The organism is Streptomyces sp. NPDC020807 (assembly GCF_040641575.1).
Lineage (GTDB): Bacteria > Actinomycetota > Actinomycetes > Streptomycetales > Streptomycetaceae > Streptomyces.
Map to the genome: position 1 here is coordinate 134,865 of NZ_JBFADU010000004.1, position 16,796 is coordinate 151,660.

General features: G+C 72.4%; 11 protein-coding genes. 7 read left to right on the forward strand and 4 right to left on the reverse strand.

Annotated features, from left to right (window positions below; all coding sequences use genetic code 11):
• Positions 1-3: 3 nt before the first annotated feature.
• From AB0G79_RS08465 to AB0G79_RS08475, 3 genes are read right to left on the reverse strand one after another with little or no spacing between them, the layout of a single operon-like run.
• A complete protein-coding gene (locus AB0G79_RS08465) occupies positions 4-1,413 on the reverse strand; it encodes a hypothetical protein (protein WP_360802209.1) in 1,410 nt (469 codons plus the stop codon).
• A complete protein-coding gene (gene pelF / locus AB0G79_RS08470; protein WP_360802212.1) occupies positions 1,410-2,978 on the reverse strand; it encodes a GT4 family glycosyltransferase PelF in 1,569 nt (522 codons plus the stop codon). Before pelF ends, AB0G79_RS08465 begins: the two co-directional genes overlap by 4 nt.
• Before the next feature lie 34 nt (positions 2,979-3,012).
• Complete coding sequence (locus tag AB0G79_RS08475; protein ID WP_360802215.1) at positions 3,013-5,058, reverse strand: hypothetical protein; 2,046 nt, start codon at positions 5,056-5,058, stop codon at positions 3,013-3,015.
• Positions 5,059-5,363: 305 nt separating this feature from the next.
• On the opposite strand from AB0G79_RS08475, the gene AB0G79_RS08480 reads away from it, so the two are divergent.
• From AB0G79_RS08480 to AB0G79_RS08505, 6 genes are all read left to right on the forward strand, one after another.
• Positions 5,364-6,869 (forward strand): leucyl aminopeptidase, encoded by a 1,506-nt coding sequence (locus AB0G79_RS08480; protein WP_360802218.1) that lies wholly within the window; start codon positions 5,364-5,366, stop codon positions 6,867-6,869.
• Positions 6,870-7,171: 302 nt separating this feature from the next.
• Positions 7,172-8,560 carry a dihydrolipoyl dehydrogenase gene (gene lpdA / locus AB0G79_RS08485; protein WP_360802221.1) on the forward strand — a complete coding sequence of 463 codons (1,389 nt, stop codon included), beginning with the start codon at positions 7,172-7,174 and terminating at the stop codon, positions 8,558-8,560.
• A gap of 63 nt (positions 8,561-8,623) precedes the next feature.
• Complete coding sequence (gene sucB / locus AB0G79_RS08490) at positions 8,624-10,405, forward strand: 2-oxoglutarate dehydrogenase, E2 component, dihydrolipoamide succinyltransferase (protein WP_360802224.1); 1,782 nt, start codon at positions 8,624-8,626, stop codon at positions 10,403-10,405.
• Positions 10,406-10,533: 128 nt separating this feature from the next.
• Positions 10,534-11,157 (forward strand): GntR family transcriptional regulator, encoded by a 624-nt coding sequence (locus AB0G79_RS08495; RefSeq protein ID WP_189835045.1) that lies wholly within the window; start codon positions 10,534-10,536, stop codon positions 11,155-11,157.
• A 316-nt stretch (positions 11,158-11,473) separates the two neighbouring features.
• Positions 11,474-14,179 (forward strand): pyruvate dehydrogenase (acetyl-transferring), homodimeric type, encoded by a 2,706-nt coding sequence (gene aceE, locus AB0G79_RS08500; protein WP_360802227.1) that lies wholly within the window; start codon positions 11,474-11,476, stop codon positions 14,177-14,179.
• 43 nt (positions 14,180-14,222) lie between these two features.
• A complete protein-coding gene (locus AB0G79_RS08505; protein WP_360802230.1) occupies positions 14,223-15,185 on the forward strand; it encodes a YafY family protein in 963 nt (320 codons plus the stop codon).
• A gap of 43 nt (positions 15,186-15,228) precedes the next feature.
• Here the strand turns inward: AB0G79_RS08505 and AB0G79_RS08510 are convergent, their stop codons facing one another.
• Positions 15,229-16,155, reverse strand: a complete 927-nt coding sequence (locus tag AB0G79_RS08510) for an SDR family oxidoreductase (RefSeq protein WP_360802233.1) — start codon at positions 16,153-16,155, stop codon at positions 15,229-15,231.
• A gap of 99 nt (positions 16,156-16,254) precedes the next feature.
• On the opposite strand from AB0G79_RS08510, the gene AB0G79_RS08515 reads away from it, so the two are divergent.
• Positions 16,255-16,776: a DUF4240 domain-containing protein gene (locus AB0G79_RS08515; protein ID WP_360803057.1), complete on the forward strand. Its 522-nt coding sequence runs from the start codon at positions 16,255-16,257 to the stop codon at positions 16,774-16,776.
• Positions 16,777-16,796: the final 20 nt, after the last annotated feature.

A 16,796-nucleotide genomic window follows, 5' to 3' on the forward strand; every position in this document is an offset into this window, starting at 1 on the left:
TCCTTACGCGCGGTGCGCGGTCGGTCGTACCAGCAGAGCACAGGTGAGCAGGCCGAGCAGGGCGGCCGCTCCCCCGGTCGCGAGCGGCCCCGCGGCGGGCGCGGCCAGCTGCGCGGCCGAGGCGAGCAGGCAGACGGCCGCCGCGCTCGCGACGGCGCCGAACGCCTGGAGCAGCAGTCCCAGCCAGAGCACGGTCCCGATGAGGAGCAGGGTGATCACGCGCGGGAGCGTGGGCATCGGCACGCCCGGCCAGGCGAGGGTCGCGGCCAGGGTGAGGCCGACGAGCACGGTGAGGTAGCCGCCGAGGCAGAGGACGAGGGTGCCGGTGACCGCGCGGCGGAACTCGCGGGCGGTCGTCAGGGTCCGCAGCCGGACCAGGCTCTCGGTCCGGAAGCGGTGCAGCAGCCACTCGGCCGGGCCCATGGAGACGGTGAGGGCGACGACCGCGCCCGCCCCGCTGACCAGGGTGTCGCCGATGCCCGCCTGGAGGACCAGCAGCCCGCTGCCGAGGCCGAAGAGACCGTACGGGAGCGAGGCCGCGCGCGGCGGCCCGCCCCGGCCCGCCGCGCCCCGCGCGAGGCCCGGCCCGAGCACGCGCGCGGCGAAGGCGACGGCGGCGGTGAGCGAGGCGAGGAGCAGGGCCGTGCGGAGCGGGGCGGGGAGGTCCCAGCGGAACGCGGGGAAGGCCCCGGCGAGCGGCGACAGGGCGCAGAGCAGGGCCCGTTCGCGGCCGAGGACCAGGAGGACGGTCGCGGCGGCGAGGTAGAGCGCCTGCCCGGCGGCGAAGAGGGCGGCGGGCGCCTCGCCGGGCACGGAGGTCGCGAAGGCGACGACCGTGCCGGCGAGGGCACCGGCCGGGGCACCGGTGAGCAGGGTCCGGGCGGCGGCGGCCCGGTCGCCGAGGCCGAGCCAGGTGTAGGCGCGGTGCGACAGGACCTGGTTCCACACCCAGCCGGTGACCGCGCCGGCGAGGAGGGGGACGGTGCCGCCGGGGAGCCCGTACCGCCCCTGCTCCCCCGCGAGGAGCGGGGCGGCGAGGACGTACGCGAGGCCGGGCAGGGCGAAGACGAGGCCGCGCAGGAGGCAGCCGGCGAGCTCGGAGTGCCAGGGCCCGGTGTCGGGCGCCTCGGGCGCGGTGTGGCGCCGTTCGACGCGCGCGTAGAGGTCCTCGGCGAGGGCGAAGGAGTCGGCGCGGCCGTAGGTGAGGCGGATGTGGTCGTCGGTCATGCCGTCGGATTCGAGGAGCGCGGCTATCTCGTCGGGGTGGACGGCTCCGGCGACGAACTCGTCGAGGCGCTCGGCGAGTTCGTCGACGGGGTCGGCTGCGGTGGCCGCGCCGGCGCGCGGGGGCGGGACCGACGGGAGCGGGGCCGCCGCCGCGGCGGGCGGCTTCAGCCAGAGCGAGCCGCTCATGCGGGGGTGCCTCCTGCGACGAGAGCGGGTGCGGGCGCCTGCGGGGGAACGGCGGCCGCCTTCGGGGTGCGCCTCGGGGACGGGATCGTCAGCTTCGGGGCGACCTCCGGGAGGCAGGGTTCGCCCGCCAGCTCCCGGTAGATCTGGCGGAATCCGTCCACCGAGCGGTTGAGCGTGAAGCGGTCGACGACCCGCTGCCGGGCCTGGCGGCCCAGTTCGGCGCGGCGGGCGTCGTCCCGCAGGAGGGCGGTGACGGCGGCGGCCATGACGGCCGGCTCGCGGGGCGGGACGACGAGTCCGGCGTCGCCGACGGCCTCCCGCACCCCGCCCACGTCCGTGGAGACGGTCGCCCGGCCGCAGGACATGGCCTCGATGAGGGAGAAGGGGAAGCCCTCGCTGATGGAGGAGAGCATGACGACGTTGCCGGCCGCGTAGGCGGAGGGGACGTCGGAGACCCGGCCCTCGAAGGTGACCCCGTCGGCGACGCCGAGTTCGGCGGCGAGCTTCTCCAGGCGGGTCCGGTAGTCCTCGTTGCCGGCCGGGACCGGTCCGAACAACCGGAGCCGGAGCGCCGGGAGTTCGGCGCGGCAGATCGCGTACGCCCTGATCAGGGTCTCCAGGTCCTTGATGGGGTCGACGCGTCCGCACCAGCTGAGGGTGGGCGTCCCGGGCTCGGGTCCGGCCTCGGGGAAGAGGGCGGGGTCGACGCCGTTGTAGACGGTGCGGATGCGTTCGGCGGGGGCGCCGCCGCGCTCCTCCCAGCGCCGGTTGTACTGGTTGCAGGGGGTGATGAGGTCGGCCTTGCGGTAGCCGAGCGTGTTGAGCTCGCGGTAGAAGCCGAGCATGAGGGCCTTGACGGGCCAGCGCTGCGCGTCGGTGCGGTAGCCGAGGTAGCGCTCGCGGAGGTAGATGCCGTGTTCGGTGAGCAGGAAGGGCACCCCTTCGAAGTGCTGCGCGGTGAGCGCGGGCAGGGTGGCGAGTCCGCTGGAGACCGCGTGCGCCACACCGCCGGGGGCTATCCGGGCGGCGAGCGGTCGCAGGGCGTGTTCCAGCAGGTCGGTGGCGGTGAGGGCGTCGTGGACGGTGGGCCTGGCCGCAAGCGTCGGCAGGTGCGGCATGGTCCAGATCCACATGAGGGAGCGGAGGGCCGGCTCGGAGCGGAGGGCGGCGGTGAGCCGGCCCTGCCGGGCGAGGACGGCGAGCTCGTACAGGCTCGTCCCGAAGTCGTAGCCGGCCTCGGGGTCGAGGAGCGCGAGCAGCAGACGTTCGTACGCGTCGAGGAAGGCCCGGTGTTCGCGCCCCCGCAGGGGCCGACGCGCTCCGGCGAACCGGGCGGACGTCGGCCCCTGCGGGTGGCCCCAGAGGGGGAACGCGGTGTGCCGGGTGATGTTGGGCGGCAGCTCCCAGGTGACGGGTTCGCGGCCGGAGCCCGTCAGGGCGAGGATCTCGAAGTCGACCTCGGGCATGCCCCGGACGAGCTGGTCGCACCAGGTGCTGACGCCGCCGTGGACGTGCGGGTAGGTGCCTTCGGTGAGCATGGTGACGTGACGGCCACTGCTCGGCATGTGCGTGTCCCCCCAGAACGTGCTGGTCAGGCCGTCAGGCGGTCGGGAGCGTGAGGGTGATGGCGGTCTGGAGCAGTTCGGGCGCCGTCCAGGCGGAGCGGGTGCCCGCGTAGGCCGTGCCGAAGACGGTGGAGCCGAGGAGGAGTTGCTTGCGGGTGCCCTCGGGGGCGGTCACGGGCGCGGTGACGCCGGAGGGCGCCTTGACGGTGACCGTGTTCCCGACGCGGTACGCGGTGACCTTGCCCTCGGCGAGGGCCTTGTCCCAGGCGGCGCGGCGGCTCAGCTCGGTGCCGACGTCCTTCTGGCGCGGGTTGACCAGGGGGGTGTTGGCCGCGAACAGGGCCCGGTAGTCGGCCAGGACGCGGTCGAGGACGGGGTAGAGGATGCGCTCCTCGGCCAGGTTGGACTGGTGGACGTAGTGCGGTCGCGGGTCGTTGCCGAGGACGTGCGAGAGGGCGGTGCGGGCCTCCTGCGGGACGATGTGCTCGGCGTAGCCGGTGGCGGTGTCCAGGGGGGCGGGCAGGCAGGTGGAGGCCGGGTTGGACTCGCAGATGCCGCTGCCGCCGTCGGCGCGGGAGGTGTAGATCCAGTTGTACTCGTCGGCCATCTCGGCGGCGGTGCCGACGTTGTAGTACACGTTCATGGGGTGGCGCGGGACGGTGAGCGCGGCGCCGACCGCGCGCTGCTGCGGTTCGCGGGAGTTGTCGCTCGCCAGCCACTTGACGCCGTTGTCGGCGAGGGCTCCGGCGAGGTTGGGGTTGTCGACGGGCTGCTGGGGCAGGGTCCTGAGGCCGGAGTGCTCGCCGGTGACGAGTTCGGTGCGGTCGACGGAGATCCCCTTGCCGACGGCCCAGTTGTGGTTGTTGCGGATCTGGCCGGAGAGCTCGGAGCGGCTGACCCAGAGGGTGTTGCCGGAGGTGTCCTTGGCGCACCGCCAGGGGACGGTGGTGTTGTCCTGGACGCAGCCGAGGAAGGGATGGGTGTACGTGTGGTTGATCCAGCGGTACTGGGCGCGGTCGGCGACCAGTTGTGCCGTGAGCGCGTCGGTGCCGCCGTGCTCGGTCTTCCACTGCTCGCCCTGGCCGCCGTTGTAGACCATGTCGAGGGTGAAGCCGGAGGACTTCTGCCAGGCGGCGGCGTACTGGGCGTCGGCGGCGGTCATGCGGACGGGGTTGACGCCCTCGCCGTCGTCGCCGACGCAGTCGAAGTCGCCGGGGGTGCAGTTGAGGGCGGTGTCCCAGCGGGCGTCGGGGGCGAAGACGTCGTCGACGTGGACGGAGAGGTAGCTGCGGTTCTGCCCGAGGTGGACGCCCTGGGTGAGCCATTCGACGATGCCGCGTGCGAGGGCGCGGAACTGGCGCTGGTACTGGTTGTAGGCGAAGGTGACGACGAGTTCGCGGCGGCCGTCGGCGGCGTACTCGCCGACGAGGCTGGCCCGGCCGCCGCCCTCGACCGGCATGTCGAGGAAGCTGGTGTAGCCGGCGCGGGGGCGGCCCGCGTAGCCGTAACCCTCCGCGATCGAGGGGTCGTTGTCCTCGAAGGTGACGGCCCCCTTGAGGTAGCCGAAGGGCCCGGCCTGCCCGGCGGCGGTCACGCCGGCGGTGGTGCCGTCGAGGACACCGGACCAGCCGCCCTGGTCGGTGTAGTCGAGGCCGACGCCGGGGTGCGACCAGGTGTAGGCGTCGACCTGCGGGATGCCGAAGGTCCGCTCGTACGCCTGGAGGGCGGTGTGCTCGGCGGAGTCCGGGCCGAAGGCGGTCTCGTGGGGCAGGACGACGCCCTGGTACTTGGCGCGGGGGCGGCCGTCGACCGTGTCGCTGAGGAAGGCGGTGTCGAGGACGGGGCGGTTCGGGTCGTTGAGGTCGATCCGGCGGAACGGGACGCCGGAACCCTTCAGCTCGGCGGCGATCGCGCCGACGGCGCTGCCGCCGTCGTCGACGACGAGCACGGTGAGATCGATCCGGGGCGCCGTCGCGGCGACCGCCTGCGCGGACGGGACGACGGTGGCGAGCAGCGCGGCGGCGGCGAGGGCCGCGATCTTGGAGGCGTTTCTGGGCGTACGGATTCGGTCGGAGTCCATGGCGGATGTCCCCCCTCGACAGGCCCCCGCCCGGACCGGCGGAACCTGTGGAGATGTCGCAGATGAGGCGAAGGACGGCGTGGCGTCCTTGCGTGAATGAGGCGAGTGTGACCGGGCGCGACGAGCCGGAAGGGTAAACATGAAAGAGACACCACGGATGAGTGAATCCCTGCCGCCGTGAGCGAACGCGGTGAGCGAGCGTAGGCTCGTTCTCGGCGCTCTCCGGGCCGAAATACGATGCGGCGGGCACGGTCGGCCCATCCCTCGACCGCCACAGAACTCAATGGAAGCGAGATTTCACCACCGTGACTGCTCTCACTCTCAGCACTGCCGGCGCGGCGACGCTGCGCGCCGACGCCCTCGTCGTCGGCGTCGCGAAGTCCGGGAAGGCGCTCGTCGTCGCCTCGGGCGCCGAGGCCGTCGACAAGGCCTTCGACGGCCGGCTCGCCGCCGTCCTGGAGACCCTGGGCGCCTCCGGTGCCGAGGGTGAGGCGACCAAGCTGCCCGCCCCCGCCGGCCTCAAGGCCCCCGTCGTCCTCGCCGTCGGCCTGGGCTCCGCCCCCGAGGAGGGCGAGTCCTTCGACGCCGAGGTGCTGCGCCGCGCCGCCGGTGTCGCCGCCCGCGCCCTGACCGGCACGAAGAAGGCCGCGTTCGCGCTGCCCGTCGGCTCCCCCGAGGACGCCGCCGCCATCGCGGAGGGCGCCCTGCTCGGCGCGTACGCCTACACCGCGTACCAGGAGAACGGCGACGCGAAGAAGCCGCTGGCCGAGGTCGCCCTGCTCGGCGCCAAGCCGCGCGACAAGGCCTACAAGGCCGCCGCCGAGCGCGCCCAGGCCGTCGCGGACGAGATGAACCGCGCCCGCGACCTCATCAACATGCCGCCGAACGACCTCTACCCCGCGTCCTTCGCCGCCGCCGTCCAGGCCGCCGGCAAGGAGCACGGGCTCAAGGTCCAGGTCCTCGACGAGAAGGCCCTGGAGAAGGGCGGCTACGGCGGCATCCTCGGCGTCGGCAAGGGCGCCGTCCGCGGCCCGCGCCTCGTCCGCGTCGCCTACACCCACCCGAAGGCGGAGAAGACCCTCGCCCTGGTCGGCAAGGGCATCACCTACGACTCGGGCGGCATCTCGCTCAAGCCGGCCGGCCACAACGAGACGATGAAGTGCGACATGGCCGGCGCCGCCGCCGTCTTCGCCACCGTCGTCGCCGCGTCCCGCATCGGCCTCGCCGTCAACGTGACCGGCTGGCTCGCCCTCGCCGAGAACATGCCGTCGGGCAACGCCACCCGCCCGGGTGACGTCCTGCGCATGTACAGCGGCAAGACCGTCGAGGTCCTGAACACCGACGCCGAGGGCCGTCTCGTCCTCGCCGACGCGCTGACCAAGGCCTCCGAGGAGCACCCGGACGCGATCGTCGACGTGGCGACCCTGACCGGCGCCATGGTCCTCGCGCTCGGCGACCGCACCTTCGGCATCATGTCCAACGACGACGACTTCCGTACCGCGATCCACGAGATCGCCGAGGAGGTCGGCGAGCAGTCCTGGCCGATGCCGCTCCCCGCGGACATGCGCAAGTCCATGGACTCCTCCACCGCCGACATGGCGAACATGGGCGTCCGCATGGGCGGCGGCCTGGTCGCCGGTCTCTTCCTGCAGGAGTTCGTCGGCGAGGGCATCACCTGGGCCCACCTCGACATCGCGGGCCCGGCCTTCCACGAGGGCGCCCCGTACGGGTACACCCCGAAGGGCGGCACCGGTTCCTCGGTCCGCACCCTGGTCAAGCTGGCCGAGCTCACCGCCGCCGGCGAGCTCTGAGCCTTCCCGGCAGTGGCGTGACGGTACGGCCCCGGGCATCGCGCCCGGGGCCGTCCCCGTCTGTTCGACATCTGTTCGCCCGCGACGAAATCCGTACCTTCGTACGCCGCCACGACCCCGCCGTACGGACGATCGGCCGTCTCAGAGCACGGCCCCGCGTCCCGTCGTCCGTCAACAAGTGCGAAGATGGGTTCTCGGCAGGACAGGGCCCCCACCACAGGGCCGAAATAAAGCGGCCGGACACCAGCCGCCGCCCGGTCATGGAAGACCGGCGACGAGCGCACATGCATGGAGGACGTGACGTGGCGAACGACGCCAGCACCGTTTTCGACCTAGTGATCCTCGGCGGCGGTAGCGGCGGTTACGCCGCGGCGCTGCGCGGAGCGCAGCTGGGCCTGGACGTCGCACTGATCGAGAAGAACAAGCTCGGCGGCACCTGCCTGCACAACGGCTGCATCCCGACGAAGGCCCTGCTCCACGCCGGCGAGGTCGCCGACCAGGCGCGCGAGGCGGAGCAGTTCGGTGTCAAGGCCTCCTTCGAGGGCATCGACATCAAGGGCGTGCACAAGTACAAGGACGACGTGATCTCGGGCCTCTACAAGGGTCTCCAGGGTCTCGTCGCCTCCCGCAAGGTCACGTACATCGAGGGCACGGGGCGCCTTTCCTCCCCGACCTCGGTCGACGTCGACGGCCGCCGCGTCGAGGGCCGTCACGTCCTCCTCGCCACCGGCTCCGTGCCGAAGTCGCTCCCCGGCCTGGAGATCGACGGCAACCGGATCATCACCTCGGACCACGCGCTGAACCTGGACCGGGTCCCCGAGTCCGCGATCATCCTCGGCGGCGGTGTCATCGGCGTCGAGTTCGCCTCGGCGTGGAAGTCCTTCGGCACCGACGTGACGGTCATCGAGGGCATGAAGCACCTCGTCCCGGTCGAGGACGAGAACAGCTCGAAGCTTCTTGAGCGCGCTTTCCGCAAGCGCGGCATCAAGTTCAACCTCGGCACCTTCTTCCAGGGCGCCGAGTACACCGACAGCGGCGTCAAGGTCACCCTGGCCGACGGCAAGACCTTCGAGGCCGAGGTGCTGCTCGTCGCGATCGGCCGCGGCCCGGTCTCCGCCGGTCTCGGTTACGAGGAGCAGGGCGTCGCGATGGACCGCGGCTACGTCCTGGTCGACGAGTACATGCGTACCAACGTGCCGACGATCTCGGCCGTGGGCGACCTCGTCCCGACGCTCCAGCTCGCGCACGTGGGCTTCGCCGAGGGCATCCTCGTCGCGGAGCGCCTCGCGGGCCTGAAGGCCGTTCCGATCGACTACGACGGCGTGCCGCGGGTGACGTACTGCCACCCCGAGGTCGCCTCCGTCGGCATCACCGAGGCCAAGGCCAAGGAGATCTACGGTGCGGACAAGGTCGTCGCCCTGAAGTACAACCTCGCGGGCAACGGCAAGAGCAAGATCCTCAAGACCGCGGGCGAGATCAAGCTCGTCCAGGTCAAGGACGGTGCCGTGGTCGGCGTCCACATGGTCGGTGACCGCATGGGCGAGCAGGTCGGCGAAGCGCAGCTGATCTACAACTGGGAGGCGCTGCCGGCCGAGGTCGCGCAGCTCATCCACGCCCACCCGACGCAGAACGAGGCGCTCGGCGAGGCCCACCTGGCCCTCGCCGGCAAGCCTCTGCACTCCCACGACTGACGACTCCCGTCATCACAGGGCGCGACGACCACTTTCCGCAATTCGTTAGGAGCAACTGAAACCATGTCGGTTTCCGTAACCCTGCCGGCGCTCGGCGAGAGCGTCACCGAGGGCACCGTCACCCGCTGGCTCAAGGCCGAGGGTGAGCGTGTCGAGGCCGACGAGCCGCTGCTCGAGGTCTCGACCGACAAGGTCGACACCGAGATCCCCGCCCCCGCCTCGGGCATCCTGGCCTCCATCAAGGTCGCCGAGGACGAGACGGTCGAGGTCGGCGCCGAGCTGGCCATCATCGACGACGGCACGGGTGCCGCGGCCCCCGCCGCGGCTCCGGCCGCCGAGCCCGCCGCCGCCCCCGCCGCCCCGGCCCCCGTGGCCGAGGCCCCGGCCGCCCCGGCGCCGGCCGCCGAGGCGCCCGCCGCTCCGGCCGCCCCGGCCGGTGGCGCCGCCTCCGGCACCGACGTCGTGCTGCCCGCGCTGGGCGAGTCCGTCACCGAGGGCACCGTCACCCGCTGGCTGAAGTCGGTCGGCGAGACCGTCGAGGCCGACGAGCCGCTGCTCGAGGTCTCCACGGACAAGGTCGACACCGAGATCCCCGCGCCGGTCTCCGGCGTTCTCCTGGAGATCGTCGTCGCCGAGGACGAGTCCGCCGAGGTCGGCGCCAAGCTCGCCGTCATCGGTGCCGCGGGTGCCGCTCCGGCCGCCCCCGCCGCCCCGGCTCCGGCCGCTCCCGCCGCCGCTCCGGCTCCGGTCGCCGCGCCCGCCCCGGTGGCTCCGGCCGCTCCGGTCGCCGCGCCCGCGCCGGTCGCCCCGGCCGCTCCCGTGGCCGCCCCGGCCCCGGTCGCCCCGGCCGCCCCGTCCATCGCTCCGGCGCTGGTCACCCCGGTTCCGGCCACCCCCGCCGAGGACGGCGCGTACGTGACCCCGCTGGTCCGCAAGCTCGCCACCGAGAACGGTGTCGACCTGTCGGCCGTCAAGGGTTCCGGCGTCGGCGGTCGCATCCGCAAGCAGGACGTCCTCGCCGCCGCCGAGGCCAAGAAGGCCGCCGCCGTGGCCCCGGCCGCTCCGGCCGCGGCCCCGGCCGCCTCTGCGTCTTCGCGGACCCCGGCCCTGGAGGTCTCCCCGCTGCGCGGTCAGACCGTCAAGATGACCCGCATGCGCAAGGTCATCGGCGACAACATGATGAAGGCGCTGCACGGCCAGGCCCAGCTGACCTCGGTCGTCGAGGTCGACATCACCAAGCTGATGAAGCTGCGCGCCCGTGCCAAGGACGCGTTCGCGGCCCGTGAGGGCGTCAAGCTCTCCCCGATGCCGTTCTTCGTCAAGGCGGCGGCCCAGGCGCTGAAGGCCTACCCGGTCATCAACGCCCGGATCAACGAGGACGAGGGCACGATCACCTACTTCGACACCGAGAACATCGGTATCGCGGTGGACTCCGAGAAGGGTCTGATGACCCCGGTCATCAAGGGTGCGGGCGACCTCAACATCGCCGGCATCTCGAAGAAGACCGCGGAGCTGGCCGCCGCCGTGCGCGCCGGCAAGATCACGCCGGACGACCTCGCCGGTGCGACCTTCACCATCTCCAACACCGGTTCGCGCGGCGCGCTGTTCGACACGATCATCGTGCCCCCGAACCAGGTCGCCATCCTGGGCATCGGCGCCACCGTGCGCCGTCCGGTCGTCATCAACCACCCGGACCTGGGTGAGACGATCGCGATCCGCGACATGACGTACGTCGCGCTCTCCTACGACCACCGTCTGGTGGACGGCGCGGACGCCGCCCGCTACCTGACGGCCGTCAAGGCGATCCTGGAGGCCGGCGAGTTCGAGGTCGACCTCGGCCTCTGAGCCGTGACCTCGTACGGCCATCGAGGCGCAACGTAACGAGCCTCACCTGCGGCGCCCCCGCCCGGAAGTGTTTCCGGGCGGGGGCGCCGCCGTATTGTCTAAGGGTCGACCCTCCCCGAGGAGCTTTCATGACCGTCCCCGTCGTCCACTCGCTGCGCGAACAGATCCGCGAGCACATCGTGGAGGGGATCGTCAGCGGCCGCTGGAAGCCGGGCGAGCGCATCGTGGAGCGCCGGATCGCGACCGAGCTGGAGGTCAGCCAGACCCCGGTCCGCGAGGCGCTGCGCGAGCTGGAGTCGCTGCGGCTGATCGAGTCGGCGCCGAACAAGGGCGTCCGGGTCCGCAACCTCACGGCGGCCGACCTGGAGGAGAGCTACCCCGTCCGGGCCGGTCTGGAGCAGATCGCGGCCGAGCTGGCCGCCGGACGGCTCGCGTCCGACTGCTCGACCCTGGAGCCGCACGTGGCGGCCCTGTACGAGGCCGACGCGGCCGCCGACGGGACCGCGCAGGTCCGGCACACGGTGGCCTTCCACCGGGAGCTGGTGAAGGCGGCGGGCAACGCCGTACTGCTGCACACCTGGGAGACGCTCGGCATCGAGGTCTTCACGGCCCTGTCGATCCGCTGGCTCGGCACGGTCCAGAAGTCGTACGCGGAGGAGCACCAGGAGCTGGTGGAGGCCTTCCGCAGGGGCGACCCGAACATCGGGGCGCTCGTGAAGGCGCACGTCCTGGGCTGCGCGCCCCGGGCCTGAGCCCCGCACGCCCCGCATGGCATTACTCACAGTGAGCGGGCTCGTCTTCGGACGGGCCCGCTCATCCGTGCGCGGATCCGCTCCGTACGGCCCTCCCGACCTGCGAAAACGGGACGAAATCGCGGCACCGGGTGCCCTTCGCGCTGGCACCCTGTGCCGACTTTCTCGATTTGAAGAGGTTTCTCTCTTCAACCCTTTGATCGATCATCGATCGTCGGTTTACAGTCTTCGGCGGGCCGTCACCCGGCCCCTTCGCCCTGTCCTGCCAGACATGGCCCCCCTTATCTCCACCCCACCTGTCCGGAAGGCGGCGATCATGACCGATCCCGTAGGCAAGATTCCGAGCGAGCTCGACCAGCTCCCGGACCGTGACACCGAGGAGACCGCCGAGTGGGCGGCCTCCCTCGACGCCGTCACCAAGGCCGCCGGCCCCCACCGGGCCGCCTACCTGATGCGCCGCACGCTCCAGCACGCCGAAGGCGCGGGCCTCGCCCTGCCGAAGCTCCTGGAGACGGACTACGTCAACACCATCCCCACCTCCGCGGAGCCGTCCGTCGACGCGTTCGGCGGCGACGAGGAGATGGAGCGGAAGATCACCGCGTGGAACCGCTGGAACGCGGCCGCGATGGTCACCCGCGGCTCCAAGTACGGCGTCGGCGGCCACATCGCCACCTTCGCCTCCGCGGCCTGGCTCTACGAGACCGGCTTCAACCACTTCTTCCAGGGCAAGGAAGCCGACGGTTCCGGCGACCAGCTCTACATCCAGGGCCACGCCGCACCCGGCATCTACGCCCGCGCGTTCCTGGACGGCCGCCTGAACGAGGGCCACCTCGACAACTTCCGGCAGGAGTCCGGCGGCAACGGCCTGCCCTCCTACCCGCACCCGCGCCGCCTCCCCTGGCTGTGGGAGTTCCCCACCGTCTCCATGGGCCTCGGCCCCCTCTCCGCGATCTACCAGGCGCGCTTCAACCGCTACCTGACGAACCGCGGCATCAAGGACGTCTCCGCGTCCCACGTCTGGGCCTTCCTCGGCGACGGCGAGATGGACGAGCCCGAGTCGACGGCGGCACTCGCACTCGCCGCCCGCGAGGGTCTCGACAACCTGACCTTCGTCATCAACTGCAACCTGCAGCGCCTCGACGGCCCGGTCCGCGCCAACTTCAAGATCGTGCAGGAGCTGGAGGCCCAGTTCCGCGGCGCCGGCTGGAACGTCGTGAAGTCGCTGTGGGGCAACGCCTGGGACGAGCTCTTCGCGCTCGACACCACCGGCGCCCTCGTCCGCCGCCTCCGCGAGGTGCCGGACGCGCAGGTCCAGACGTACCAGACCCGCGACGCCGCCTACATCCGCCAGGACTTCTTCGGCAAGGAGCCGGCGCTCGTCGAGATGGCCAAGCTGCTGTCCGACGACAAGATCCTCGAGTGCTTCCACCTCTCGCGCGGTGGCCACGAGCCCCGCAAGGTGTACGCCGCGTACAAGGCCGCCCTGGAGTTCAAGGGCGCGCCGACGGTCATCCTCGCGCAGACCGTCAAGGGCTTCACCCTCGGTGAGGGCTTCGCGTCGAAGAACGCGAACCACCAGATGAAGAAGCTCACCACCGACGAGTTCAAGAACATGCGTGACCTTCTCGAACTCCCCATCTCGGACGCGCAGTTCGTCGACGGCCAGGTGCCCTACGGCCACCCGGGCGCCGACTCCCCCGAGGTCCGCTACCTCCAGGAGCGCCGCGCGGCCCTCGGCGGCCCCGCCCCGGCCCGCCGCACCCACGCGCTCGCGCCGCTGCCGGCCCCGGCCGAGAAGGCCTTCGCCGCGTTCGACAAGGGCTCCGGCTCGCAGTCGATGGCGACCACGATGGCGTTCGTGCGTCTCGTCAAGGACCTGATCCGCGACAAGGAGACCGGCAAGCGCTGGGTCCCGATCGTCCCGGACGAGGCCCGTACCTTCGGTATGGAGTCCCTCTTCCCGTCGCTCGGCATCTACTCGCCGAAGGGCCAGACGTACGAGCCGGTCGACCGCGACCAGCTGATGTACTACAAGGAGGCCGTCAACGGCCAGATCCTCAACGAGGGGATCACCGAGGCCGGCTCGATGGCCGACTTCATCGCCGCTTCCACCGCGTACTCCACGCACGGCGAGGCGATGATCCCGTTCTACATCTTCTACTCGATGTTCGGCTGGCAGCGGACCGCCGACCAGATGTGGCAGCTCGGCGACCAGCTCGGCCGCGGCTTCCTCGTCGGCGCGACCGCCGGCCGCACCACCCTGACCGGTGAGGGCCTCCAGCACGCCGACGGCCACTCGCCGGTGATCGCGGCCACCAACCCGGCGGCGCTGACCTACGACCCGGCGTTCGCCTACGAGGTCGCGGTCATCGTCAAGGAGGGTCTGCGCCGCATGTACGGCGAGGCCGCCGAGGGCGAGGACCAGAACGTCTTCTACTACCTGACGGTCTACAACGAGCCGATGCCGCAGCCGGCCAAGCCGTCCGGCATCGACGAGGGCATCGTCAAGGGCCTCTACCGCTTCAACACGGCGGAGTCGGCCGGTCTCGACCTGCCCGCCAACGCCGCCCGCATCCAGCTGCTCTCCTCCGGCACCGCGATCCACTGGGCCCTGGAGGCCCAGAAGACGCTGGCCGAGGAGTGGGGCGTGGCCGCCGACGTGTGGTCCGCGACCTCCTGGACGGAGCTGCGCCGGGACGCCCTGGAGGCCGACGCGGCCCTCCTGCGCGGCGAGGAGCAGGTCCCGTACGTCCGCAAGGCGCTGGAGGGCATCACCTCCCCGGTCCTCGCGGTCTCCGACTACATGCGCCAGGTCCCGGACCAGATCGCGCAGTGGATCGAGCAGGACTACACCTCGCTCGGCGCCGACGGCTTCGGCCTCTCGGACACCCGCGAGGCGGCCCGCCGCCACTTCGGCGTCGACGCCCCGTCGATCGTCGTCGCGACGCTGGCCCAGCTGGCCCGCCGCGGCGAGATCCGCGCGACGGCCGTGAAGGAGGCGCGCGAGCGCTACGGCCTGTAAGGGTCCTTGCTTCACCGGGGCGGGCGGCACGCATGATGGGTTCATGCGTGCCGCCCGCCTCATCAAGATGGTCCTGCTCCTCCAGTCGCGTCCCTCGATGACGGCGGCCGAGCTGGCCGGGGAGCTGGAGGTGTCGGAGCGGACCGTCACGCGGGACGCGCTCGCGCTCTCGGAGGCGGGGGTGCCGGTCTACGCGGAGCGGGGACGGTCCGGCGGGTACCGGCTCGTCGGCGGGTACCGTACGCGGCTCACCGGCCTGGCCCGGGGTGAGGCGGAGGCGCTGTTCCTGTCCGGGCTGCCGGGCGCGCTGCGGGACATGGGGCTGGACGACGCGGCCTCGGCGGCCCGGCTGAAGGTCTCCGCGGCGCTGCTGCCGTCCCTGCGGGACGCCCCCGAGTCGGCGGCCCGGCGCTTCCACCTCGACGCGCCCGGCTGGTTCCAGGAGCCGGAGGTCCCGGAGCTGCTCGCCCCGGTGGCGGAGGCGGTCTGGGCGGACCGTCGCCTCGCGGCCCGCTACCGGCGCGGGGGCGGCGAGGAGGTGGAGCGTGAGCTCGAACCGTACGGCCTCGTCCTGAAGGCCGGCGTCTGGTACCTCTGCGCGGACGCGGGCTCCGCGTTCCGCACGTACCGCGTGGACCGCTTCACGGCGGTGGCGGTGGGCGAACCCTTCGTACGGGACGGGGGCTTCGACCTGGCGGAGTTCTGGTCCGACCGGGCGGCCTCGTTCGCCCGCTCCCTCCTCCGCGCGGAGGTGGAGCTGCGCCTCACGGAGGCGGGCGCGCGCAGGCTCCCGTACGTGACGGACCGGCCGGCGGCCGAGGAGGCGCTGGCCGCCGGGGTCACGGAGCCGGACGGGCGACTGCGCGTCACCCTGGCGGTGGAGAGCGAGGAGGTCGCCCTCGCCCAGCTGCTCGGCCTCGGGCCGGAGGCGGAGGTCCTGGCCCCGGCGACGCTGCGGGAACGGTTCGCGGAGGCGGCGCGGGGGCTCGGCACGCTGTACGGGTGACGGCACCGGGTGACGTGTACGGGTGACGGGCCCCCGGGCGCCTTCAGCGGTAGTCCGCCGCGTCCGGCTGCCCCGTCTCTCCCGCGACGATGAATCCCCACGCGTCCGGCCGCGAGCCGTCCGCGTCCGTGAAGCCGTACTCCCCCGCCAGCTCGGCGCTCGACAGGGACCGGCCGTTCCAGCGGTGGCGGTCGGGGTCGGCGGCGAGGGCGGCGACCGCGCGCCCGACGTACACCGGGGACTCGGAGATCGCGAAGTCGGGAATCTTCTCCACGGCGTCCCGCCAGGTCTCCTCCGTGACGCCGAAGGTGGTGAGCATCTGCTCGGACCTGAGCCAGCCGGGGGTGAGCGCGACCGCCGTGCCGCCGTACTCCTCCAGCTCCTTGCCGAGGCCGAAGGCCATCCGGATCGGGGCGTTCTTGGCGAGGTCGTAGAAGAGGTTCTCGCGGAAGCGGGTGGCGTTGTACGCGGCGGTGCCGTCGGTGACCTCGACGACGAGCCCGCCCGGGTGGCGGACGAGCAGCGGCAGGGCGGTGTGCGAGGTGACGGCGTGCGTCCGGACGCCGAGTTCGAGCATCCTGAGCCCGGCGGCGAGGTCGAGCTCCCAGGTCTTCTTCCCGAAGGCGGAGCCGATGAGGTGCTCGCCGCCCCACACGTCGTTGACGAGCACGTCGAGCCGGCCCCGCTCGCGGTCGATCCGCCCGACCAGGGCGCGGACCTGCTCCGGGTCCAGGTGGTCGGTGGGGACGGCGATGCCCTCGCCGCCGGCGGCCGTCACCAGTTCGGCCGTCTCCTCGATGGTCTCGGTCGCGCGGCCCACCTCGCTGATCTTCTCGCGGGTGGTGCGCCCGGTCACGTACACCGTGGCCCCGGCCGTGCCGAGCTGGACCGCGATGGCCCGCCCCGCGCCCCGGGTGGCCCCGGCGACCAGGCAGACACGACCGGCGAGTGATGTGTTCTCCGTCGTCATGGCTTCCACCCTGACAGGAAAGTACGACATCTTCTGTCCGGATTCCGTCCGGTCATTCCGGGTGCGCCGCGCCCCCCGACCCACGATGCTGGTCCCGTGATGGACGAGACGGAGTTCTGGGAGATCATCGACGCCACCCGCGAGGCCGCCGAGGGCGACCCCGAGGATCAGGCCGATCTGCTCGTGGAGAGGCTGACCAGGCTGGATCCCGACTCCGTGCTCGACTACGCCCGCCACTTCGAGGCGCGCTACAACCGCGCGTACCTCTGGGACCTGTGGGGCGCGGCGGCCCTGATCCTCGACGGGACCGGCGAGGAGGCCTTCGACTCCTTCCGCTGCTGGCTCATCGGCCAGGGCCGGGAGGTCTTCGAGGGCGCGGTGCACGAGCCGGACGCGCTGGCGGAGCTGCTCCTCGACTTCGACCTGGAGATCGACGGGGACGGCGAGGAGATCGGGTTCGCGGCGGACGAGGCGTACGAGCAGCTGACCGGCGCCGAGACGCCCGACCTGGGGATTCCGATGCCGGGCGGGGAGCCGCTGGGCACGCCCCTCGACCTGTCGGACGACGACGCGCTCGCCGCGCGCCTGCCGAGGCTGTGGCAGCGCTTCGGGACGTCGTAGCGGTACGGGGAAGGGCGCGG